The following is a 20,592-nucleotide window of genomic DNA, read 5'->3' as shown; positions in this document are numbered from 1 at the left end:
CTGGGCTCCTTAGTGCTGGATCAAGTCACGGACATCGATGAAACGACCGTTGACCGCTGCCGCTGCCGCCATCGCCGGGCTGACCAGGTGAGTACGACCACCGGCACCCTGGCGTCCCTCGAAGTTACGGTTCGAGGTGGAAGCGCAATGCTCGCCGGAACCCAAACGGTCCGGGTTCATGGCCAGACACATCGAGCAGCCCGGCTCACGCCATTCAAAACCGGCTTCGATGAAGATCTTGTCCAGACCTTCCTTCTCGGCCTGCTCCTTGATCAGGCCCGAACCCGGAACCACGATGGCCTGCTTGACGGTCGCAGCCACCTTGCGGCCCTTGGCGACATCCGCCGCGGCGCGCAGGTCTTCGATCCGCGAGTTGGTGCAGGAGCCGATGAACACGCGATCCAGCTGAATATCGGTGATCGGCTGGTTGGCTTTCAGGCCCATGTATTTCAAGGCGCGCTCGATGGAGCCACGCTTGACCAGATCCGCTTCCTGGGCAGGATCGGGCACGTTCTGATCGACGGCCAGCACCATTTCAGGCGAAGTACCCCAACTGACCTGCGGCTTGATCTGCGCAGCGTCCAGCTCGACCACAGTGTCGAACACCGCATCAGGATCGGAAACCAGGTCCTTCCAGGCCTCGACAGCCAGGTCCCACTCTGCGCCCTTGGGCGAGAACGGACGACCCTTGACGTATTCGACGGTTTTCTCGTCGGTGGCCACCATGCCGACGCGAGCGCCCGCTTCGATGGACATGTTGCAGATGGTCATGCGGCCTTCGATGGACAGGTCACGAATCGCGCTGCCAGCGAACTCGATGGCGTAACCGTTGCCGCCTGCCGTACCGATCTTGCCGATGACCGCAAGCACGATGTCCTTGGCTGTGACGCCAAACGGCAACTGGCCTTCGACCGATACCAGCATGTTTTTCATTTTCTTGGCGACCAGGCACTGGGTCGCGAGCACGTGCTCGACCTCGGAAGTGCCGATGCCGTGGGCCAGCGCACCGAATGCACCGTGGGTCGACGTGTGCGAGTCGCCGCAAACGACACTCATGCCCGGCAAGGTAGCGCCCTGCTCCGGGCCAACCACGTGAACGATGCCCTGACGCGGGTCGTTCATCTTGAATTCGGTGATGCCGTATTCGTCGCAGTTGTCGTCCAGGGTCTGGACCTGCAGACGCGAGACTTCGTCTTCGATGGCACCGATACCGCCCTTGCGCTCCGATGTGGTCGGAACGTTGTGGTCCGGGGTCGCAATGATGGAGTCGATGCGCCATGGTTTGCGCCCGGCCAGACGCAAGCCTTCGAAGGCTTGTGGCGAGGTCACTTCATGGATGATATGGCGGTCAATGTAGATCAGCGCCGAACCATCGTCGCGCTGTTTGACCAAATGCGAATCCCAGAGCTTGTCGTAGAGCGTTTTGCCGGCCATCGGACGTACTTCCTCATCAGCTTTCTTTCTATGCCTTGGGCAATCGGACATCGATGACCCCTTGGCTTGTGCGGACAATGCTATGGAATATGCTTAAATAACTCAAATTCATATTTTTTATGCTTTGGATAACCAACTGGAATCCGACCATGGATCTCGCCAACCTCAACGCCTTTATCGCCATTGCCGAAACCGGCAGCTTCTCGGGAGCAGGCGAACAACTGCATCTGACCCAGCCAGCCATCAGCAAACGCATTGCCGGTCTGGAACAACAATTGAATGTGCGCCTCTTCGATCGCCTGGGCCGGGAAGTCAGCCTGACCGAGGCTGGCCGCGCCCTTCTGCCTCGCGCCTATCAGATTCTCAATGTCCTGGATGACACCCGCAGGGCACTGACCAACCTCACTGGCGAAGTCACCGGCCGTCTGACCCTGGCTACCAGTCATCACATCGGCCTGCACCGTTTGCCGCCTTTATTAAGGGAGTTCACTCGCGCCTATCCCGAAGTGGCACTGGACATTCAGTTCCTTGATTCCGAAGTGGCCTATGAAGAGATTCTCCATGGCCGCGCAGAACTGGCGGTCATAACCCTCGCCCCCCATCCACACGCACTGGTGCGTGCCGTGCCGGTCTGGGATGACCCCCTGGATTTCGTCGCCGCGCCGGAACACCCGCTGACCAACAGCGGCCCGATGAAACTCGAAGACATCGTGCGCTATCCGGCCGTATTTCCCGGAGGCAACACCTTTACCCACCACATCGTCAGCGGCCTGTGCGAAGCCCAGGGCCTCAAACCGAATATCGCCATGAGCACCAACTATATGGAAACCATCAAAATGATGGTTTCCATCGGTCTGGCCTGGAGCGTTCTGCCGCGCACCATGCTCGATGAACAGGTGGCGCGCATTCCGTTGCCAGGCGTGCAACTCAATCGCCAGCTAGGCTACATCCTGCACACCGAGCGCACGCTCTCGAATGCCGCCAAGGCGTTCATGGCGCTCCTGGATGCCCAGGCCTGACAGCCGGCCGTTTATTTCCAAGACAGAACACCGTAACCCTGATATATGGGTTACATGATGTAACTCGATCGTTTTAGTGGCTTTATTCGTTAAAGGCTCGTGATCACATGTCCATCCCAGTAGATAGCTCCTCCCTGACGCACATCAGTGCGCAACAAACGTTAAAGGAACTGCGCGACCGTCTGGAGATGGCTCTGGGGGCTGCACAGATGGGAACCTGGGACTGGGACATTCCCAGCGACATGCTGCATGCATCGGCTCAGGCAGCCCAGCTGCACGGGATGTCGGCACAGCCATTCAACGACACCCTGCATATCTTTTTCACTGACGTTCCTGCCGAAGAACGCAACCGCATGCGCCAGGCCTACAACGCCATGCTCGACAGCCAGGACGACAGTTTCCAGATCACCTACCGGCTGCAACTGAAAAATGGCGCACTCCGCCTGCTGGAAGGCCGCGCCCACCTGTATCGGGATGAAAACGGCGCGCCCCTCAAGTTATCCGGCACTCTGCTGGATATCACCCAACAGCATGCACGCTCGGCACTACTGGCCAGCGAAGAGAAATTCGCCAAGGCGTTTCACTCAAGCCCGGACTCGATCACCATTACCGAACTGGAATCCGGCCACTATGTAGAGGTCAATGACGGTTTCTGCCGCCTTACCGGCTTTACCAGCCAGGAAGTCCTGGGGCGTACCGCCCTTGAAGCAGGCCTCTGGGTAGAGCCGGAACAACTCAGGCAAGTGACCGATCAATTGCGCACGACGGGCAAGATCCATCACATGGAAATGTCCGGGCGACACAAGAATGGCACGCCGCTCGTTCTGGATATTTCTGCCGAACTCATCACCCTGAATGAAACCGCCTGCCTGCTGGTTACCGCCCGCGACATCAGTGAACTGAAGCACGCTCAGGCTCAGGTCCAGCACCTGGCCTATCACGACCCGCTGACCAACCTGCCCAACCGCGCCATGCTGATGGAAAGGCTCAGCCAGCAACTCACTCAGCTCAAACAGGACAACCTGCGCGGCGCCCTGCTGTTTCTGGATCTGGACCACTTCAAGCACATCAATGATTCCCTGGGCCATCCGATGGGCGACTGCGTGCTGACCATCGTCACCGCCCGCCTTGAAGCCAGCGTACGCCTTGAAGATACCGTTGCCCGACTGGGCGGCGATGAGTTCGTGGTCCTGATCGGCGGCCTCGAAGGCTCCCGGCATGAAGTCGCCACTCAGGTACAGGACCTCGCCGACAACCTGCGCAAGCTGCTGGCAGAACCCATGTTCATTGACCGGCAGCGCCTGCAAGTGACACCGAGCATCGGTATTGCCCTCATACCCGATCATGGCTCCAACCCCGCCGATATCCTCAAGCGCGCCGACATTGCGCTGTATCGCGCCAAGGACTCGGGGCGCAATGCCGCACAGCTGTTCCATCGCTCCATGCAGAAAGCCGCCAGCCAGCGCCTGCGCATGGAAAACGACCTGCGCATGGCCCTGACCCGCAACGAACTGCACTTGTACTACCAGGCTCAGGTCAACACCCAGAGCGACAGGATCATTGGCGCAGAAGCCCTGCTGCGCTGGCAGCATCCCGATTACGGCCTGCTGGCACCTACGCAGTTCATTCAGATCCTCGAAGAAAGCGGGATGATTCTGGAAGTTGGCGGCTGGGCCCTTGAAGAAGCCTGCAAAGTGGGAGGCAGGTTATTGCAACAAGACCTGCTGCCGCTGAACGATTTTTTGCTGGCCGTGAATATCAGCCCGCGCCAGTTCCGCCAGACTGACTTCGTCGAGCAAGTGGAAAGCTGCCTGAAGCGCCATCGCCTGCCACCCACCATGCTCAAGCTGGAAATCACCGAAGGCATTGTCATCGAGAACCTGGACGACACCATCGCCAAGATGCTGCGCCTGAAAAAGATCGGCGTCAGCTTTGCCATGGATGATTTCGGCACTGGCTATTCATCCCTGACGTATCTCAAGCGACTGCCGGTAGACGTTCTGAAGATCGACCAGTCGTTCGTCCACGAAGCCGCCACCGACCCCAACGATGCCGAGATCGTTCGCGCCATCGTTGGCATGGCCAACAGCCTCAACCTCAGCGTCATCGCCGAAGGGGTGGAAACCGTGGAGCAACTGGCGTTTCTCGAACAACTGAATTGCCACACCTATCAAGGCTATCTATTCAGCGAGCCACTGCCCCCTGCAGAGTTTGAAGCCCTGCTGTGCCTTGAAAGAGGCTTGCCGGAAACCAACGTGCAAACCTTGCTGGCTCAGGAATAGAAAAAAGGAAGGCATCCGTGGATGCCTTCCTGAATACGTGATTAATGCTGCAGCACTTTCTGCTGATTGATCGGGATGCGCTTTGGCTTGGCCTCTTCCGGCACCAGACGAATCAGATCGATATTCAGCAGACCGTGAGACAGGCTGGCATTCTTGACTTCGATATGGTCCGCAAGACGGAAGGACAACTTGAACTCGCGACGGGTAATACCCTGGTGCAGATAGGTGATGCCTTCGACTTCATCACCCCGCTTGCCAGCACTGACGGTCAGCACGCCGTTTTCGATCTGCAGTTCAAAATCTTCTTCCTGCATGCCGGCAGCCGCAATCACGATGCGATAGTGATCATCGGAGTGCTTTTCCACGTTGTAAGGCGGATAACTGCTGGTTGAATCATTTCGGGCCACCGACTCGAACAAGTCATTGAAGCGGTCGAAGCCCACTGAATGGCGAAAGAGTGGGGCCAAAGAGAATGCAGTTGCCATAATGGTTCTCCTTAATCAGTGAGACGGTAGTCATGCGATCCGTATCCGGTATCGCTTAACCACCAAATTAAGGTCTGTCCTGCAGATTTCAAGAGCCGTTTTTTACAGCGTTTACGACCGTTCGTCGGGAGAAAAACCGATCAAGGTACTGATGCGTTCGCAGTCCGTTTCACGGCGCAAGGTATCGAACATGACCACTGCCTCCGGGTAGCTTTTGGTCAGGAGCACCAGCCATTGCTTGAGGCGTCCCGGCGCCTGGATAAGGGTCATCTTGGCCAGGCAGTCCTTCCAGAAAGTGCGCAACATCGGCTGCAGCTCGGCCCAGGTCATCTCGACAACCTCTTCGCCCGCATTCGCCGCAGCGATCTGCCGGGCCAGATCCGGACGTGCCACCAGCCCGCGACCGATCATGATGTCCCGCGCACCGCAAATCTCCTTGCAGCGCCGCCAGTCATCCACCGTCCAGATTTCGCCATTGGCAACCACCGGAACCTTGACCACTTCCTGAATCTTGGCAATCCACTCCCAATGCGCAGGCGGCTTGTAGCCATCGACCTTGGTCCGTGCATGAACCACGATCCGCTCGGCACCGCCATCCACCAGCGCCCGGGCGCAATCCAGGGCGCCGTCGGTATTCTCGTACCCAAGACGCATCTTGGCCGTGACCGGAATCCCCTTGGGCACGGCACGTCGCACATGACTGACGATGGAATGCAGCAGCTCAGGCTCCCTGAGCAGAATCGCACCACCACGAGAGCGATTGACGGTCTTGGCCGGGCAACCGAAGTTCAGGTCCAGCACCGGCGCCCCCAGCTCACAGGCGAACGCGGCATTTTCTGCCAGACAGACCGGGTCAGAACCCAGCAATTGCAGATGCAATGGCACGCCTGCGGCTGTTTTCGCATCGGTGTGCAGCTCGGAAGCCAGCTTGTAGAAATAGGCGGCAGGCATGACCCGCTCGGTCACCCGGATGAACTCGGTCACACACCAGTCAACGCCGCCGACGCGGGTCAGCACATTACGCAGGATGTCGTCGACCAACCCCTCCATGGGCGCCAGAGCAATTTGCATGGGTCACACTCGAAAAAAAGTCCGGCAGTTTACTGCCCGGCGCCGGGATTTGGAATGTCGCCCGACAAGGCGCTGCCATAACCCTCGATGAATTCATTCGGCATACGCTTTGGCTTGCCACTGGACAGCTCGATACAGACAAAAGTGGTCCGCGCGCGCAGCAGGGTCAAGCCGTCCACCGGGCGCTTGAGCTGAAAGCAGCGGGTCATTTTCAGGCGCTTGTCCCAGTCGACAATCCAGGTGGCCAGTTGCAGTTCGTCATCTTCGTAGGCACTGGCCAGGTAATCGATTTCATGCCGCACCACCGCCATGGCCCGGTCCAGGCGCCGATACTCGCTCAGGTCCAGCCCCAGATGCTGGGAATGCCGCCAGGCGCAACGCTCCAGCCAAGAGACATACACCGCGTTATTGGCGTGTCCCAGGCCATCGATATCATCGGCTGCCACATTGAGGTCGATTACAAAAGGCGTTGCCCGATCCCAGACCATATTTGCTCCTGTTGTCGTATCGCGAGAGGACTCATGTCCACAAGGAGCTCAGTCTAAACCACCGCCGACTTGGCCGCCCTCAACAGACGATCCGACAACTCGCCGGTACCCAGCGCACGGGCCAGCACCAGGCCGCCCACCATCAATGCGAGATCAGCCAGGACCTTGTCCGCCTCTTCAGGGCTCGAGGACAGCTGCGCCACCATCAACTCCACATGCTCAGCCAAAGAGGCCTGAAAGCCCTCCGGCAAGCGCGGCATATCCCCTGCCGTGGAAGGAAGCGGGCAGGCCTCGCCCTGGGCATCACGGTGCTTGCGTGACAGATAAAACGCCGCCAGCAAGGCACGCCGCTCATGACAGGGAAGCTGCTCGTCGATTTGTGCAATGGCAGACCTTCGCTGCTTCAGCAACCGGTCGAAGGCTTCAAGCATCAGCGACTCCTTGCTGTCGAAGTGAGCGTAGAAGCCCCCTACCGTCAGCCCCGCAGCGCTCATGATCTCACTGACGCTCGGTTGTTCCGGACCACGGCTGATGAGGGCCGCACTGGCAGCGTCGAGAATCCGTTCACGAGTTTGCGCTTTTTTATCGGTCATGCCGCTCTCCAGAAATTACGCAGATAATATTATTCGCATAATCCTGAATGACAAGCGCAACGCGGCTTATCTGCCAAAGGCAGAGCAATTGCGCGAGAAGGAAGGACTTACAGAGGAACGGGCGAAATTAAAAAAGGCCCAAAAAACAAAAGGGCCATTCAATAATCGAATGACCCTTGGTCTCGCAGAGCGAGAAATCGTGGCGTCCCCTAGGGGACTCGAACCCCTGTTACCGCCGTGAAAGGGCGGTGTCCTAGGCCACTAGACGAAGGGGACGCAAAACCTTCGAGCAAATTCGCTAAAAGCGAATCCTGGCAAAATTGGTGGAGCTAAGCGGGATCGAACCGCTGACCTCCTGCATGCCATGCAGGCGCTCTCCCAGCTGAGCTATAGCCCCGGATTTATCGCCTCGCGGCGGAGATCAACCTTGCGGAATCACTCTTTGAATATGGCGTCCCCTAGGGGACTCGAACCCCTGTTACCGCCGTGAAAGGGCGGTGTCCTAGGCCACTAGACGAAGGGGACAAAACCTTCTTTCGTACATGACAGGCGCTGGTTCCTGTCATCGTACTGTTTCAAGGCAATGTAGCCGACCTTGAAACGCTTTGTTTGGTGGAGCTAAGCGGGATCGAACCGCTGACCTCTTGCATGCCATGCAAGCGCTCTCCCAGCTGAGCTATAGCCCCACATCAGTGGACGGGGCGCATGTTAAGCGTGAGTCGCTAACCTGTCAAATTTATTTTCAACATTTTTGAAAATTTTTCGTCGACATAACAAACACTTAACGCTTCGCCCCCGTAAAACCGAGGTCGAATCGATCACTGTGCACCCCTGCCCTGCGAGCACACAGTGATCCTTCACTGCATCAGGCTATGGCACCCAGCAGCTTTTCCCACTCTTTGTTTTCTTTCTTGGAAACTCCGCCGAGCAGATCGATAGCCTGCCGCAGGCGGAAACGGGTGAGGTCCGGCCCGAGGATTTCCATTGCATCGAGCACCGAAACCGAACTGGCCTGACCGGTAATGGCGGCGAACATCAGCGGCATGGCATCGCGCAGTTTCAGCTCCAGATGATCGACCACCGCCTGGATACAGGCAGTAATCGGGTCTTTCTCCCACTGACGCAGGGATTCGAGCTTCCACAAGATCAACTGCATCAACTGGCGGACCTGATCGCCCGACAGCTTCTTGTGCTCGAACAGCTTCGCATCCGGCGTCACGCCGCCCGCGAAGAAGAAGCTGGCCAATGGCGCGATCTGGCTGAAGGTTTCGACACGGCCCTGAACATGCGGCGCGATCTTCATCAAGTATTCGGGGTTCAGCGCCCAGTTCTGCACCCGGCTGGCAAACTCTTCGACCGGCAACTCGCGCAGCCACTGACCATTGAGCCAGGACAGTTTCTCGATATCGAAGATCGGACCGCCCAGGGAGACGCGGGACAGGTCGAAGTTATCGACCATTTCCTGCAGGGAGAACTTCTCGCGCTCGTCCGGCATCGACCAGCCCATGCGACCCAGGTAGTTGAGCATGGCCTCAGGCATGAAGCCCATGCGCTCGTAGAACGTCACCGACGTCGGGTTCTTGCGCTTGGACAGCTTGCTCTTGTCGGGGTTACGCAGCAGCGGCATGTAGCACAACTGCGGCTTGTCCCAGCCGAAATACTCGTAGAGCAGAATCAGTTTCGGCGCGGACGGCAGCCACTCTTCGCCACGCAGTACGTGGGTGATCCCCATCAGGTGGTCATCCACCACGTTGGCCAGAAAATAGGTCGGCAGACCGTCAGTCTTCATCAAGACCTGCATGTCCATGCGATCCCACGGGATCTCCACTTCGCCACGCAGGATGTCCGGCACCACGCAAACGCCCTCGGTCGGCACTTTCATGCGGATGACGTGCGGCTCGCCGGCGTCCAGGCGACGCTGCACTTCTTCCTTCGAGAGCAGCAAGGCGCGGCCGTCATAGCGCGGCGTCTCGCCCTTGGCCATCTGCTCGGCGCGCATCTCGTCCAGCTCTTCGGCAGTGCAGAAGCACGGGAAGGCGTGGCCGAGATCGACCAGTTGCTGAGCGTACTTGCGATAGATGTCGCCTCGCTCGCTCTGACGATACGGGCCATGTGGGCCGCCCACATCCGGACCTTCGCTCCACTCAATGCCCAGCCAGCGCAATGCATCGAAAATCTGCTGCTCGGACTCGCGGGTCGAACGCAACTGATCGGTATCTTCGATACGCAGGATGAACTCACCACCGTGCTGCTTGGCAAAGCAGTAGTTGAAAAGCGCGATGTAGGCGGTGCCAACGTGGGGATCGCCAGTGGGTGATGGCGCAATGCGAGTGCGAACGGTGGTCATGAAAAATTCCGAAATAGATCGATCAAGCGCGGAATCTTAACAGGCCGAACCCTTTTGGCTCCATGCTTCGCGAATGAATTCGCTCCTTCAACCCGTGCAGGAGCGAATTCATTCGCGAAAAAATCGATGAATCAAACCGCCAGTAACCGCTCACGCAATTTGGCGATCTCGTCGCGCATCTGCGCCGCGGCCTCGAACTCCAGATCGCGGGCCAACTGGTACATTTTCTCTTCCAGTTGACGAATGCGCTTGGTGATTTCGCTGGGTGAGCGCAGTTCGTTCTCGTAGCGTGCGTTTTCTTCGGCGGCCTTGGCCATGCCTTTGCGCTTCTTGCTGCGCGAGCCAGGGACCGTCGCGCCTTCCATGATGTCCGCCACGTCCTTGATGACGCCCTTTGGCGTGATGCCATTGGCCAGGTTATGGGCGATCTGTTTCTCACGACGCCGCTCGGTCTCGCCAATGGCCCGCTCCATGGAACCGGTCATGCGATCGGCATAGAGAATCGCGCGGCCATTGAGGTTACGAGCAGCCCGACCGATGGTCTGGATCAGGGAGCGTTCGGAACGCAGGAAACCTTCCTTGTCGGCATCGAGAATCGCCACCAGCGACACTTCCGGCATGTCCAGGCCTTCGCGCAGCAGGTTGATCCCCACCAGCACGTCGAACGCCCCGAGGCGCAGGTCGCGGATGATCTCGACCCGCTCAACGGTATCGATGTCCGAGTGCAGATAACGGACCCGCACGCCATGGTCGCCCAGATAATCGGTCAGATCCTCGGCCATGCGCTTGGTCAAAGTCGTGACCAGCACCCGCTCTTCCAGCGCCACACGCTTGTTGATTTCCGAAAGCAGATCATCGACCTGAGTCAGCGCAGGACGAATCTCGACCTGCGGGTCCACCAGCCCTGTCGGGCGCACCACCTGTTCGATGATTCGCCCGGCATGTTCGGCCTCGTAATTTCCAGGTGTGGCCGAAACAAAGATGGTCTGCGGGCTGACCGCCTCCCACTCGTCGAAACGCATGGGCCGGTTATCCAGCGCCGAGGGCAGCCGGAAGCCATATTCCACCAGGGTTTCCTTGCGCGATCGGTCGCCTTTGTACATCGCACCGACCTGCGGCACGCTGACGTGGGATTCGTCGATCACCAGCAAGGCGTCAGGCGGCAGATAGTCGTAAAGCGTGGGCGGTGGCGCTCCCGACGGGCGGCCCGAGAGATAGCGGGAGTAGTTTTCGATGCCGTTGCAGTAACCCAGCTCCAGAATCATTTCCAGATCGAAACGGGTTCGTTGCTCCAGACGCTGGGCTTCCACCAGCTTATTGTTGTTGCGCAGGTATTCCAGACGCTCCTGAAGCTCGACCTTGATGCCTTCCATCGCTTCGAGCAGCGTTTCGCGGGGAGTCACATAGTGGCTCTTGGGGTAGAAGGTAAAACGTGGCAGCTTGCGGATCACCTCACCCGTCAGCGGATCGAACGCCGACAGGCTTTCCACCTCGTCGTCGAACAGTTCGACGCGGATCGCTTCCAGATCGGACTCGGCCGGGTAGATATCAATGACATCGCCTCGCACCCGGAAGGTCGCACGGGCAAAATCCATGTCGTTGCGGGTGTACTGCAGATCCGCCAGACGGCGCAGCAAGGCCCGCTGGTCGAGTTTGTCGCCACGGTCGATATGCAAGACCATGCGCAGATAGGTTTCCGGACTGCCCAGACCATAGATGCAGGACACCGTGGTGACGATAATGGCGTCCTTGCGCTCCAGCAGGGCCTTGGTCGCTGACAGGCGCATCTGCTCGATATGGTCGTTGATCGAAGCATCCTTCTCGATGAAGGTGTCCGACGACGGCACATAGGCTTCGGGCTGGTAGTAATCGTAATAAGAGACGAAATATTCCACCGCGTTGTTGGGGAAGAACGTCTTGAACTCGCCATACAACTGGGCTGCCAGGGTCTTGTTCGGCGCCAGCACCAGCGTCGGGCGCTGCACCTGGGCGATGACGTTGGCAATGCTGAAGGTCTTGCCCGAGCCGGTCACACCCAGCAGGGTCTGATGCGCCAGCCCGGCCTCGATCCCTTCCACCATCAGGCGAATGGCCTCGGGCTGATCGCCGGCTGGCTCAAAACGGGTGACGAGCTGAAACTCGGACATGACCTACCTCTTGATTCGTTTACGCCAAGGGTTCGTCTGCGCAGGCCATACCCGCAAAAACGAAATCACCGCCAACGCCCGATCCCGCCGGGAAAGACGTGCAGTGTTTGAAGTGATGCACTGTAGATGGAGCCATATACTCGTCTTTCAAGTCATGGATTGCATCACCGATTGCCGGTCGGTCAGACGAACGTTGTCCCCGGAGCCGGAAAAACCTTGAAAAAACCTGTCACGCCCTGTCGCTCCCCAGCTTGATGCTCTTTATACTGACTCCCCGTTTGTGCACCGCTCTGGCGCATTGTGTTGGAGCCTGCACTGCACTCCCCTTCACTCTTCATTCAGAGCTGCCGCAAACAATGAGCCTGTTCTCCGCTGTCGAAATGGCGCCCCGCGATCCGATCCTGGGTATCAACGAAGCATTCAACGCCGACACCCGCACCAACAAGGTCAACCTTGGGGTGGGTGTCTACTGTGACGAAGACGGGCGCATTCCATTGCTGCGCGCAGTGGCCGAAGCCGAGAAGATTCGCGTGGCGCAACACGCCCCTCGCGGCTACCTGCCAATCGACGGCATCTCGGCCTACGACCTGGCCGTGCAGAAACTGCTGCTGGGCGCCGACTCGCCGCTGATCGCCTCGGGCCGCGTGCTGACCACCCAGTCCGTCGGCGGCACTGGCGCTCTGAAAATCGGTGCAGACTTCCTCAAGCGCCTGCTGCCCGATGCCGTAGTCGCCATCAGCGATCCAAGCTGGGAAAACCACCGCGCCCTGTTTGAAGCGGCGGGCTTCCCGGTTCAGGACTATCGCTACTACGACGCCCCGACCCACGACGTGAATCGTGCCGGCATGTTGGAAGACCTGCAGAACCTGCCGAACGGCTCCATCGTTGTGCTGCACGCCTGCTGCCACAACCCGACCGGTGTCGACCTGACCCTGGACGACTGGAAAAAGGTTCTGGAAGTGGTCAAGGCCAAGGGCCACGTACCTTTCCTGGACATGGCTTACCAGGGCTTCGGCCAGGGTATCGACGAAGATGCACTGGCTGTGCGCCTGTTCGCGGATTCGGGCCTGACCTTCTTTGCCTCCAGCTCGTTCTCCAAATCCCTGTCGCTGTACGGCGAGCGTGTCGGCGCCCTGTCGATCATCACCGAGTCGAAGGAAGAAACCGCCCGCGTCCTGTCCCAGGTCAAGCGCGTGATTCGTACCAACTACTCCAACCCACCGACCCACGGTGCAATCATCTCCGCTGCGGTCCTCAACGACCCGGCACTGCGCGCCATGTGGGAAGAAGAACTGGGCGAGATGCGCGTACGTATCCACGGCATGCGCAAAGCCATGGTAGAGCGCCTGGCCACTAACCCGGCCGGTCAGGACTTCAGCTTCGTCGGCCGTCAGTGCGGCATGTTCTCCTACTCGGGCCTGACCGCCGAACAGGCCCAGCGCCTGCGCAGCGAGTTCGGTATCTACGCGCTGGATACCGGCCGTATCTGCGTGGCAGCCCTGAACCAGAAGAACATCGACGCGGTCTGTGACGCGATCAAGCAAGTGCTGTAATTCATCGTTGCAAATGAAAGGGAGGCCAGACGCAAGTCTGGCCTCCCTTTTTCATGCCCGGGGCAAAAAATATCTCAAGTTATTTCAAGACGCGCCGCTAAAGCTTTCGTGGTTTTCCGGATGAAAACCCACATGGACATGCAGACGATATTGCCTGCATCAGGATGCATTCAGGACTACACGGAGATTACATGAAGTTCCAGTCTTTCAAACTCCCCCTCACTGCAGCAGCTCTGGCACTTTCGCTGAGCCCCCTGGCATCGATGGCCGCGGTCATTGAAGTCACCATGCAGAACAACACGCCAAAGACCTTGAAGCTTGTTTCTTCGACCGGTGGCTTCCCGGCTACTCTGACACCTTATCAGACCGTCACCTTCATCGCGCCATCGGGCTTCAGCAGCAGCGACGTGCAGGCTGATTATACGAGCGGCCAAGTCACCGGCGGATGCAAGTTTCAGGCAGGTCACAAGGAATACTCGACCGGCCCGCAATACACCAGCAGCGCGACTGGCTATGGCCAGGTATCGTCCGGTTTCTGCTATGAATACGTCACCAAGAAATGGTCGGCACCTTACAACTACAAAATCCATTTCATGATGTCGCAATAAGTATCGGCCCACGTCGATAAAGGCAACAAAGGGAAGCTGGCGCAAGTCTGGCTTCCCACCAGGAACAATAGAGAACGCCCACCACCAAAGCCCTTCTCTCAAATATGTACCGCTAAATTCCCGCCCCCGTTCCTCGTTTAATGGACAGTTCCCGTGGCCGTCGCCTGCCGACGGGCTGAATTCTCCGAGCAGGAACCCTGCATGAAACGCTCTCGACACCCTGGACGCGCCGTCCTTCTGGCGCTGTGCATGTTTCCGGTCATTGCCGTGTGCGCCTGGCAAATCATGCCTTCGGGCAACAACGATGCCGTGACCGCCCTCGTCACCCGCAGCGACATACAAAGCAGCGTGACCGCCCTGGGCACTCTGCAACCACGCAGTTATGTGGATGTGGGCTCCCAGGCCACCGGCCAGATCATGAAGATCCACGCGCAGGTCGGGGATCAGGTCAAGGAAGGTCAACTGCTGGTGGAGATCGATCCGTCCACGCAAAAAGCACGGCTCGATGCCGCCCGCTACGCCATTGAAAACCTCAAGGCCCAGCTTCAGGAACAACGTGCCCTGCACGAACTGGCCCAGCAGAAACAGCAGCGCCAGCGAAGCCTCGCAGCCGCAGGCGCCACACGCGCCGAAGATGTACAGGCCGCCGAATCCGAGTTTCGCGCCACTCAGGCACGGGTCGACATGTTCAAGGCGCAGATTCTCCAGGCCCAGGCCAGCCTGCGCAGTGACGAAGCCGCGCTGGGCTATACCCGCATCTACGCGCCGATGTCCGGAACAGTCGTGGCGCTGGATGCAAGGGAAGGTCAGACACTCAATGCCCAGCAGCAGACCCCGCTGATCCTGCGCATTGCCCGACTCTCGCCCATGACGGTGTGGGCCGAAGTGTCCGAGGCCGATATCGGCCATGTCAAACCCGGCATGAACGCCTACTTCACTACGCTCAGTGGCGGCACCCGGCGCTGGAACAGCACGGTGCGGCAGATTCTTCCTGTACCGCCCAAGCCGCTGGAGCAGGCCAATCAGGGTGGCGGCAGCCCGAGCAGTTCAGGCAAGAGCGGCAGCGGTCGCGTGGTGCTCTATACCGTGCTGCTGGATGTCGACAACGCCGACCAGGCACTGATGGCGGAAATGACCGCGCAGATCTTCTTTGTCGCCAACAGCGCTCAAAACACCCTGACCGTCCCGCTTGCCGCCCTCAAAAGCGGGCCACAGGCCGACCTGCAAACCGCGCGTGTCCTCACCGCCAGCGGCGACGTGCAGGACCGCGAGGTCCGTACCGGAATCAGCGACCGCTTGCGGGTGCAGATTCTCGAGGGGCTGAATGAAGGTGATCGGCTGTTGATCGGCCCGTCCGTCGGCAGCGGAGGCTGAATGCAGACGCCACTGATCGACCTGCGGGATATCCGCAAATCCTACGGGGGTGGCGACAGCCCGCTGGTCAACGTACTGCGGGGCATCGACCTGTCGATCCATGCCGGAGAGTTCGTGGCCATTGTCGGTGCCTCCGGCTCGGGCAAATCGACCCTGATGAATATCCTCGGCTGCCTCGACCGACCCAGCGCCGGGCAGTACCTGTTCGCCGGGGAAGATGTGGCCGGGCTGGACAGCGACGAACTGGCCTGGCTGCGGCGTGAAGCCTTTGGCTTCGTGTTTCAGGGCTACCACCTGATTCCGTCAGGCTCGGCGCAGGAAAACGTCGAGATGCCAGCCATCTACGCCGGAACGCCCGCACAAGAGCGTCATGCCCGCGCCACTGCCCTGCTCGACCGACTGGGTCTGGCCTCGCGCACCGCCAATCGCCCCCATCAACTTTCCGGTGGCCAGCAGCAACGGGTTTCCATTGCCCGGGCGTTGATGAATGGCGGGCATATCATCCTCGCCGACGAACCTACCGGCGCACTGGACAGCCACAGCGGCGCAGAGGTCATGACCCTGCTGGACGAACTCGCCAGTCAGGGGCATGTGGTGATTCTGATCACCCACGACCGGGAAGTCGCTGCACGCGCCCGGCGCGTCATTGAAGTCAGTGACGGCCTGATTGTCAGCGACACGGCATCCGGCAACCCGCAAGTACAAGCCCCGACCAATCCGGCCGCCTTGCAAGCCGTTGACCTGCGCCAGCGCCTGAGTGAAGGCAGTACCCGCAATGGTGCCTGGAAAGGTGAATTACTCGATGCCATTCAAGCTGCCTGGCGGGTGATGTGGATCAACCGGTTCCGTACCGCACTGACCTTGCTGGGCATCGTGATCGGCGTTGCCTCGGTGGTGGTCATGCTAGCCGTGGGCGAAGGCAGCAAGCGTCAAGTCATGGCGCAGATGTCGTCCTTTGGCTCCAACATCATTTACCTCAACGGCAAATCCCCCAGCCCGCGCACTCCCAAAGGCATCATTACCCTGGAAGAAGTCGCCGCACTGGGCGAACTGCCCGAAGTGAAAATGATCATGCCGGTCAATGGCGGACAGGCAGGCGTGCGCTTTGGCAACCTTGATCACTCCAGCTACGTGGGCGGTAACGACACGCACTTCCCGGCCATCTTCAACTGGCCGGTGGTCGAGGGCAGTTACTTCACCGAAGCCGACGAAAGAAACGCCGCAGCCGTGGCAGTGATCGGCCATAAGGTCCGGCAAAAGCTGTTCAAGGATAGGGCGAGCCCCATCGGCCAGTACATCCTGATCGAGAACGTGCCCTTCCAGGTGGTCGGCGTCCTTCAGGAAAAAGGCGCCAGTTCCGGCGACCTGGACAGCGACAACCGCATTGCCATTCCCTACTCCTCAGCCAGCATCCGGCTGTTCGGCACCCAGAACCCGGAATACATCGCCATCGCCACCAAGGATGCCGGCAAGGTCAAGGAAGCCGAACGTTCGATCAATGACCTGATGCAGCGCCTGCACAACGGCAAGAACGATTACGAACTGACCAACAACGCCGCGATGATCCAGGCCGAAGCCCGGACCCAGAACACTCTGTCGCTGATGCTCGGCTCGATTGCCGCCATCTCGCTGCTGGTGGGTGGTATCGGCGTAATGAACATCATGCTGATGACCGTACGGGAACGCACTCGGGAAATCGGCATCCGCATGGCCACCGGCGCGCGCCAGGGCGACATTCTGCGCCAGTTCCTCACCGAAGCCGTGATGCTCTCGGTGGTCGGCGGGCTGGCGGGCATCGTACTGGCCCTCGGCATGGGCGCAGCGCTGCTGCTCGGCAAGATCGCCGTGGCGTTTTCGCTGTTCGCCGTTGTCGGCGCCTTTGCCTGTGCATTGGTGACCGGCGTGATCTTCGGTTTTATGCCTGCCCGCAAAGCTGCCCGGCTCGATCCGGTTGCAGCCCTCACCAGCGAATGATCGATCGATGAAGCCAACCCTCACCTTGCTGACCAGTTGTCTGCTTCTGGCGGCCTGCAACACTTCTGCACCCTCCATCGACAGCGGTATCCAGCCACCGCCAAGCTGGGAATTCGCCCAAGGCGCCGCCTTGCAGCGCACTGATGCTCAGTGGTGGCAACAATTCGGCAGCCCGGACCTGAACCGCCTGATCGAACAGGCCCGGGTCAACAGCCATGAAGTCGCCGCCGCCATGGCCCGTGTACGTCAGGCTCAGGCAACGGCGACCATCGCCGGAGCCCCCACGCGCCCTGAGCTCACCTACGACATCCGGGGCGAGCGTAACAAATTCCTGCGCAGCAGCGACCGCAAGGCCAGCCCTTCGGATGACAACAATACCGACGCCTTTACCACCAGCCTGACCGCCAGTTACGAAGTGGATTTCTGGGGTGGCGTAGCCGCCGCCCGGGACAGTGCGCTACACCGTTTGAAAGCCAGCGAGTTCGACAGGGCCACAGTGGAACTGACCCTGCTCAGCAGCGTGGCCGATCGCTACGCGCAAACCCTGTCAGCCAGAGAGCAGAGCCATATCGCCGAGCTGAACCTGGCCAATGCCCGCAACGTGCTGAGACTGGTGCAGACTCGCTACGACTCGGGCTCCGCCACGGCACTGGAACTGGCTCAGCAGAAGAACCTGGTTGCGACTCAACAACGTGAACTGCCGCGTATTCAGCAACTGGCCAATGAGCAACAGATCACCCTCGCGGCCCTGCTCGGCCAACCCGTGCAACATCTGCAATTGGGCAATCAGGATTTCGAGAACCTGAGCTGGCCACCGATCGGCACAGGGCTGCCCAGCGAACTGCTGACCCGTCGCCCTGACATCGCCAAGGCCGAAGCCGAGCTGGTCGCCGCCCAGGCCGATGTCACCGTAGCCCGCGCGGCCCTGCTGCCCAAATTGACCCTGAGCGCTACTTTAGGCACGGAAGTGGTCAGGGCCGAAGACTGGCTGCGAGCGCCCTTCAGCAGTCTGGCTGCCGGCCTGACCGGACCGATTTTCAATAACGGACGCTTGAGTGCAGAGCGCGACAAGGCCACTGCCCGTCAGGAAGAACTGCTGGAAATCTACCGTGGCGCGATCATCAACAGCTTCGCCGACGTGGAGAAAGCCCTGAACAGCATCAGCGGCCTGGACCAGCAAAGGCACTGGCACGACGAAGAACTCAAACAGGCCCAGACCGCATTCCGCATCGCCCAGAGCCGTTACGAGGCTGGCGCGGAGGATTTGCTGACCGTGCTGGAAACCCAACGCACGCTGTATCTGGCCCAGGATGTGAGCGTACAGCTTCGGCTGTCGAGGGTGCAGGCGAGTATTGCGTTGTACAAGGCCCTGGGTGGCGGTTGGACACAAACCCTTCACTAATGTCTCGCGAATAAATTCGCTCCTACAGATTTGCACCGTACTAGAGTAGGACCGGATTTATCCGGGAAAGGGCCTGTACATCCGCCGCATCTTTATCTGAAGAAATAATGCCTTCCCGAATAAATTCGGTCCTACAGATTCAGGAATCAAACCCCGCCAAACCACTTCTCCGGCAGCAGGTTCCTCGCATACCACGGCCGACGCGGCACGCGGCGCAGGAGGTTGCCGAGCTTGTCATCGGCCGCAAAAGTAATGCGCAGCGCCAGTTTCATGACCTCCGGGTCCATTTCCATGGTGGTCCCGGCATTCAGGCCCGGTGTGGTGCTGCATCCATGAGTCTGCGGGCCGAGCCAGGGATCGCTGATCTCAACCCAGCGCCCCGGCGCGAACCATGGCACGCCATTGACTTCAAGACGGCTCACCTCTCCCGGATGAAAGCGCTCATGGGCACGGAACCAGTCGTCGATCCGGTCATCGATCCAGCCATGGAACATCCAGAACACCGGATGCACATGGGATGAAAACGGGTCAGCGAGAAAATCGTTTTCCGGCTCGAACCAGCGTGCCGCGAAATCCGCCGAGTCACGGGCCATGGGCACCGGCTCGCCATTTGAAGGGTCTCGCGCAACGGACGCCCAACGCATGTGCAACCAGTCATGCAGCTCCAGCTCAACCTGGGAACCGAACTGGCCAAGGGTCAGTTTCGACAGAAAGCGCGGGTCCCTGTATTGGGATTCCCACGCCTGAAAATGCGTGCTGAATGTCTCGTCGCTTTTGATATCGCTGACCAACTGGCTATATTCCGCATCACCATTGGCCTGCCAGGGCGGTGGCAACGCGCAGCCATCGTGATTATCGAAGTATCGGGCAAAGCCCTGACGGTCCCGCTCAAGCTCCGGCTGCGGCAAAGGGAAGCGCGGCCAGGAAGGCAGCTCCTGAAACTGCCGGGCCTGGATCAGCATGTGCCGATGCATATAGAAAAAGTCGATGCCCGAGCCATTACGGTCCTTGCGCTCGCCACGGGCATCGCGCTCCTTGTCTCTCGGGCCTGGCTGCCAGCCGATACCGCGCAGGGCATTGCGTTTTTCTTCGGGCAGGCGATGCCACTTATCGCGGCTGGCATGCCAGAGCTGGTGAAACAGGCGATGCTCCTTTGAAACCAGCCAGGCCAGAAACGGAGGCGTCAGCCCGATACGGTCACGGGCTTCGGGAAACACCTGCTTGGTGGCAATAAAACGATTTTCCAGCTCAGGCAACGCCAGCGGACGATCCAGACGCTCGATGCGCCCACTCAAAGTGCCGCTGCCCGCATTACCGAAGCTGCCCCAGACTTCATCCAGAACCATGCTGAATTCATAGTCCGGCGCATCGCTTTGCGGGCTGTCATCGAGATGGCCGTCAATGACCCGAAAATACAGCGTCGAGGCATCGGCAGAACGCAGGTCGCCGATCACCCGAAAGCGCGGTTCAGCATCGCCACGCAGACGCTCAGCGGTGTCGATATAACCCCGCAGGCCACGGCCACGCGGGGCAATGTCCAGGAACATTTCCAGGCCCTTGAGCGGCGCTCCGGCCAATCCTGCATCACGCCCCTCGAAACGGATATCCCATATCCCGCGCAGCTTGTCGGCCAGCCGCTGGGTAGCGGTATCGGCCGCAGCGGCAGTCGCTTCCCCCGGTGTAACGGGCTCTTCGACGCGCGTGAGTTCGCGGTGTGCGTAATAAGCAGCCGGTACCGCAGCACCGGTCAGCGCCAGGCCCGCTATAAAACCTCGTCGAGAAATCGTCATTGCCCTACCTGTTAACGCCCCGAAA

The 20,592-nt window shown here is 59.5% G+C and carries 15 protein-coding genes and 4 tRNA genes; 7 read left to right on the top strand and 12 right to left on the bottom strand.

Features of this window, described 5'->3' with window-relative positions; all coding sequences use genetic code 11:
* Positions 1–9: 9 nt before the first annotated feature.
* On the bottom strand, positions 10–1,434 hold the full coding sequence (leuC, locus tag CKW23_RS01710) for a 3-isopropylmalate dehydratase large subunit (protein WP_095066918.1): 1,425 nt from the start codon (positions 1,432–1,434) through the stop codon (positions 10–12).
* Positions 1,435–1,583: 149 nt separating this feature from the next.
* Between leuC and CKW23_RS01705 the strand changes: the two genes are divergently transcribed.
* A complete protein-coding gene (locus tag CKW23_RS01705) occupies positions 1,584–2,453 on the top strand; it encodes a LysR family transcriptional regulator (RefSeq protein ID WP_095066917.1) in 870 nt (289 codons plus the stop codon).
* A 107-nt stretch (positions 2,454–2,560) separates the two neighbouring features.
* Positions 2,561–4,735 carry a bifunctional diguanylate cyclase/phosphodiesterase gene (locus CKW23_RS01700; protein ID WP_095066916.1) on the top strand — a complete coding sequence of 725 codons (2,175 nt, stop codon included), beginning with the start codon at positions 2,561–2,563 and terminating at the stop codon, positions 4,733–4,735.
* Between the two features lie 41 nt (positions 4,736–4,776).
* Here the strand turns inward: CKW23_RS01700 and CKW23_RS01695 are convergent, their stop codons facing one another.
* The 10 genes from CKW23_RS01695 to uvrB all read right to left on the bottom strand — a co-directional run bounded on the left by CKW23_RS01695 (position 4,777) and on the right by uvrB (position 11,866).
* Entirely contained in the window at positions 4,777–5,220 is a 444-nt protein-coding gene (locus CKW23_RS01695) for an Hsp20 family protein (protein ID WP_025260662.1), read from the bottom strand.
* Positions 5,221–5,331: 111 nt separating this feature from the next.
* Positions 5,332–6,291, bottom strand: coding sequence for a tRNA-dihydrouridine synthase (locus CKW23_RS01690; protein WP_025260663.1), 960 nt, complete (start codon positions 6,289–6,291; stop codon positions 5,332–5,334).
* A gap of 29 nt (positions 6,292–6,320) precedes the next feature.
* Positions 6,321–6,779 carry a thioesterase family protein gene (locus tag CKW23_RS01685; protein ID WP_095066915.1) on the bottom strand — a complete coding sequence of 153 codons (459 nt, stop codon included), beginning with the start codon at positions 6,777–6,779 and terminating at the stop codon, positions 6,321–6,323.
* A gap of 53 nt (positions 6,780–6,832) precedes the next feature.
* Complete coding sequence (locus CKW23_RS01680) at positions 6,833–7,372, bottom strand: TetR/AcrR family transcriptional regulator (protein ID WP_095066914.1); 540 nt, start codon at positions 7,370–7,372, stop codon at positions 6,833–6,835.
* A 200-nt stretch (positions 7,373–7,572) separates the two neighbouring features.
* Positions 7,573–7,648 (bottom strand) — tRNA-Glu (locus tag CKW23_RS01675).
* Between the two features lie 45 nt (positions 7,649–7,693).
* A tRNA-Ala gene (locus tag CKW23_RS01670) sits at positions 7,694–7,769 on the bottom strand.
* 52 nt (positions 7,770–7,821) lie between these two features.
* Positions 7,822–7,897: transfer RNA gene (locus tag CKW23_RS01665), tRNA-Glu, on the bottom strand.
* 85 nt (positions 7,898–7,982) lie between these two features.
* Positions 7,983–8,058 (bottom strand) — tRNA-Ala (locus tag CKW23_RS01660).
* A gap of 179 nt (positions 8,059–8,237) precedes the next feature.
* Positions 8,238–9,719, bottom strand: coding sequence for a glutamate--tRNA ligase (gene gltX / locus CKW23_RS01655; RefSeq protein WP_025260666.1), 1,482 nt, complete (start codon positions 9,717–9,719; stop codon positions 8,238–8,240).
* A gap of 131 nt (positions 9,720–9,850) precedes the next feature.
* Positions 9,851–11,866: an excinuclease ABC subunit UvrB gene (gene uvrB, locus CKW23_RS01650; RefSeq protein WP_095066913.1), complete on the bottom strand. Its 2,016-nt coding sequence runs from the start codon at positions 11,864–11,866 to the stop codon at positions 9,851–9,853.
* A gap of 356 nt (positions 11,867–12,222) precedes the next feature.
* Between uvrB and CKW23_RS01645 the strand changes: the two genes are divergently transcribed.
* The 5 genes from CKW23_RS01645 (at position 12,223) to CKW23_RS01625 (ending at position 18,777) form a co-directional block, all read left to right on the top strand.
* Complete coding sequence (locus CKW23_RS01645) at positions 12,223–13,419, top strand: amino acid aminotransferase (protein WP_095066912.1); 1,197 nt, start codon at positions 12,223–12,225, stop codon at positions 13,417–13,419.
* A 191-nt stretch (positions 13,420–13,610) separates the two neighbouring features.
* On the top strand, positions 13,611–14,027 hold the full coding sequence (locus CKW23_RS01640; RefSeq protein WP_095066911.1) for a hypothetical protein: 417 nt from the start codon (positions 13,611–13,613) through the stop codon (positions 14,025–14,027).
* A 201-nt stretch (positions 14,028–14,228) separates the two neighbouring features.
* Positions 14,229–15,401 (top strand): efflux RND transporter periplasmic adaptor subunit, encoded by a 1,173-nt coding sequence (locus tag CKW23_RS01635; protein WP_095066910.1) that lies wholly within the window; start codon positions 14,229–14,231, stop codon positions 15,399–15,401.
* Positions 15,402–17,375 carry a MacB family efflux pump subunit gene (locus CKW23_RS01630; protein WP_095066909.1) on the top strand — a complete coding sequence of 658 codons (1,974 nt, stop codon included), beginning with the start codon at positions 15,402–15,404 and terminating at the stop codon, positions 17,373–17,375.
* A gap of 7 nt (positions 17,376–17,382) precedes the next feature.
* Entirely contained in the window at positions 17,383–18,777 is a 1,395-nt protein-coding gene (locus CKW23_RS01625; RefSeq protein WP_095066908.1) for an efflux transporter outer membrane subunit, read from the top strand.
* A 146-nt stretch (positions 18,778–18,923) separates the two neighbouring features.
* Here CKW23_RS01625 and CKW23_RS01620 read toward each other — a convergent pair whose 3' ends face one another.
* A complete protein-coding gene (locus tag CKW23_RS01620; protein WP_095066907.1) occupies positions 18,924–20,567 on the bottom strand; it encodes a PvdJ/PvdD/PvdP-like protein in 1,644 nt (547 codons plus the stop codon).
* Positions 20,568–20,592: the final 25 nt, after the last annotated feature.

Source organism: Pseudomonas sp. Irchel 3A18, from assembly GCF_900187465.1.
GTDB classification, from domain to species: Bacteria; Pseudomonadota; Gammaproteobacteria; order Pseudomonadales; family Pseudomonadaceae; genus Aquipseudomonas; species Aquipseudomonas cichorii.
The sequence above is the reverse complement of the archived record's forward strand: the minus strand, read 5'-3'. Positions and strand labels throughout refer to the sequence as shown.

Bases quoted from the DNA above. Each gene is read 5' to 3' on its own strand.
- CKW23_RS01685 (WP_095066915.1), bottom strand. From the start codon at position 6,779: ATGGTCTGGGATCGGGCAACGCCTTTTGTAATCGACCTCAATGTGGCA.
- CKW23_RS01620 (WP_095066907.1), bottom strand. From the start codon at position 20,567: ATGACGATTTCTCGACGAGGTTTTATAGCGGGCCTGGCGCTGACCGGT.
- CKW23_RS01625 (WP_095066908.1), top strand. From the start codon at position 17,383: ATGAAGCCAACCCTCACCTTGCTGACCAGTTGTCTGCTTCTGGCGGCC.
- CKW23_RS01690 (WP_025260663.1), bottom strand. From the start codon at position 6,291: ATGCAAATTGCTCTGGCGCCCATGGAGGGGTTGGTCGACGACATCCTG.
- CKW23_RS01630 (WP_095066909.1), top strand. From the start codon at position 15,402: ATGCAGACGCCACTGATCGACCTGCGGGATATCCGCAAATCCTACGGG.
- gltX (WP_025260666.1), bottom strand. From the start codon at position 9,719: ATGACCACCGTTCGCACTCGCATTGCGCCATCACCCACTGGCGATCCC.
- CKW23_RS01635 (WP_095066910.1), top strand. From the start codon at position 14,229: ATGAAACGCTCTCGACACCCTGGACGCGCCGTCCTTCTGGCGCTGTGC.
- CKW23_RS01640 (WP_095066911.1), top strand. From the start codon at position 13,611: ATGAAGTTCCAGTCTTTCAAACTCCCCCTCACTGCAGCAGCTCTGGCA.
- CKW23_RS01645 (WP_095066912.1), top strand. From the start codon at position 12,223: ATGAGCCTGTTCTCCGCTGTCGAAATGGCGCCCCGCGATCCGATCCTG.
- uvrB (WP_095066913.1), bottom strand. From the start codon at position 11,866: ATGTCCGAGTTTCAGCTCGTCACCCGTTTTGAGCCAGCCGGCGATCAG.
- leuC (WP_095066918.1), bottom strand. From the start codon at position 1,434: ATGGCCGGCAAAACGCTCTACGACAAGCTCTGGGATTCGCATTTGGTC.
- CKW23_RS01705 (WP_095066917.1), top strand. From the start codon at position 1,584: ATGGATCTCGCCAACCTCAACGCCTTTATCGCCATTGCCGAAACCGGC.
- CKW23_RS01700 (WP_095066916.1), top strand. From the start codon at position 2,561: ATGTCCATCCCAGTAGATAGCTCCTCCCTGACGCACATCAGTGCGCAA.
- CKW23_RS01695 (WP_025260662.1), bottom strand. From the start codon at position 5,220: ATGGCAACTGCATTCTCTTTGGCCCCACTCTTTCGCCATTCAGTGGGC.
- CKW23_RS01680 (WP_095066914.1), bottom strand. From the start codon at position 7,372: ATGACCGATAAAAAAGCGCAAACTCGTGAACGGATTCTCGACGCTGCC.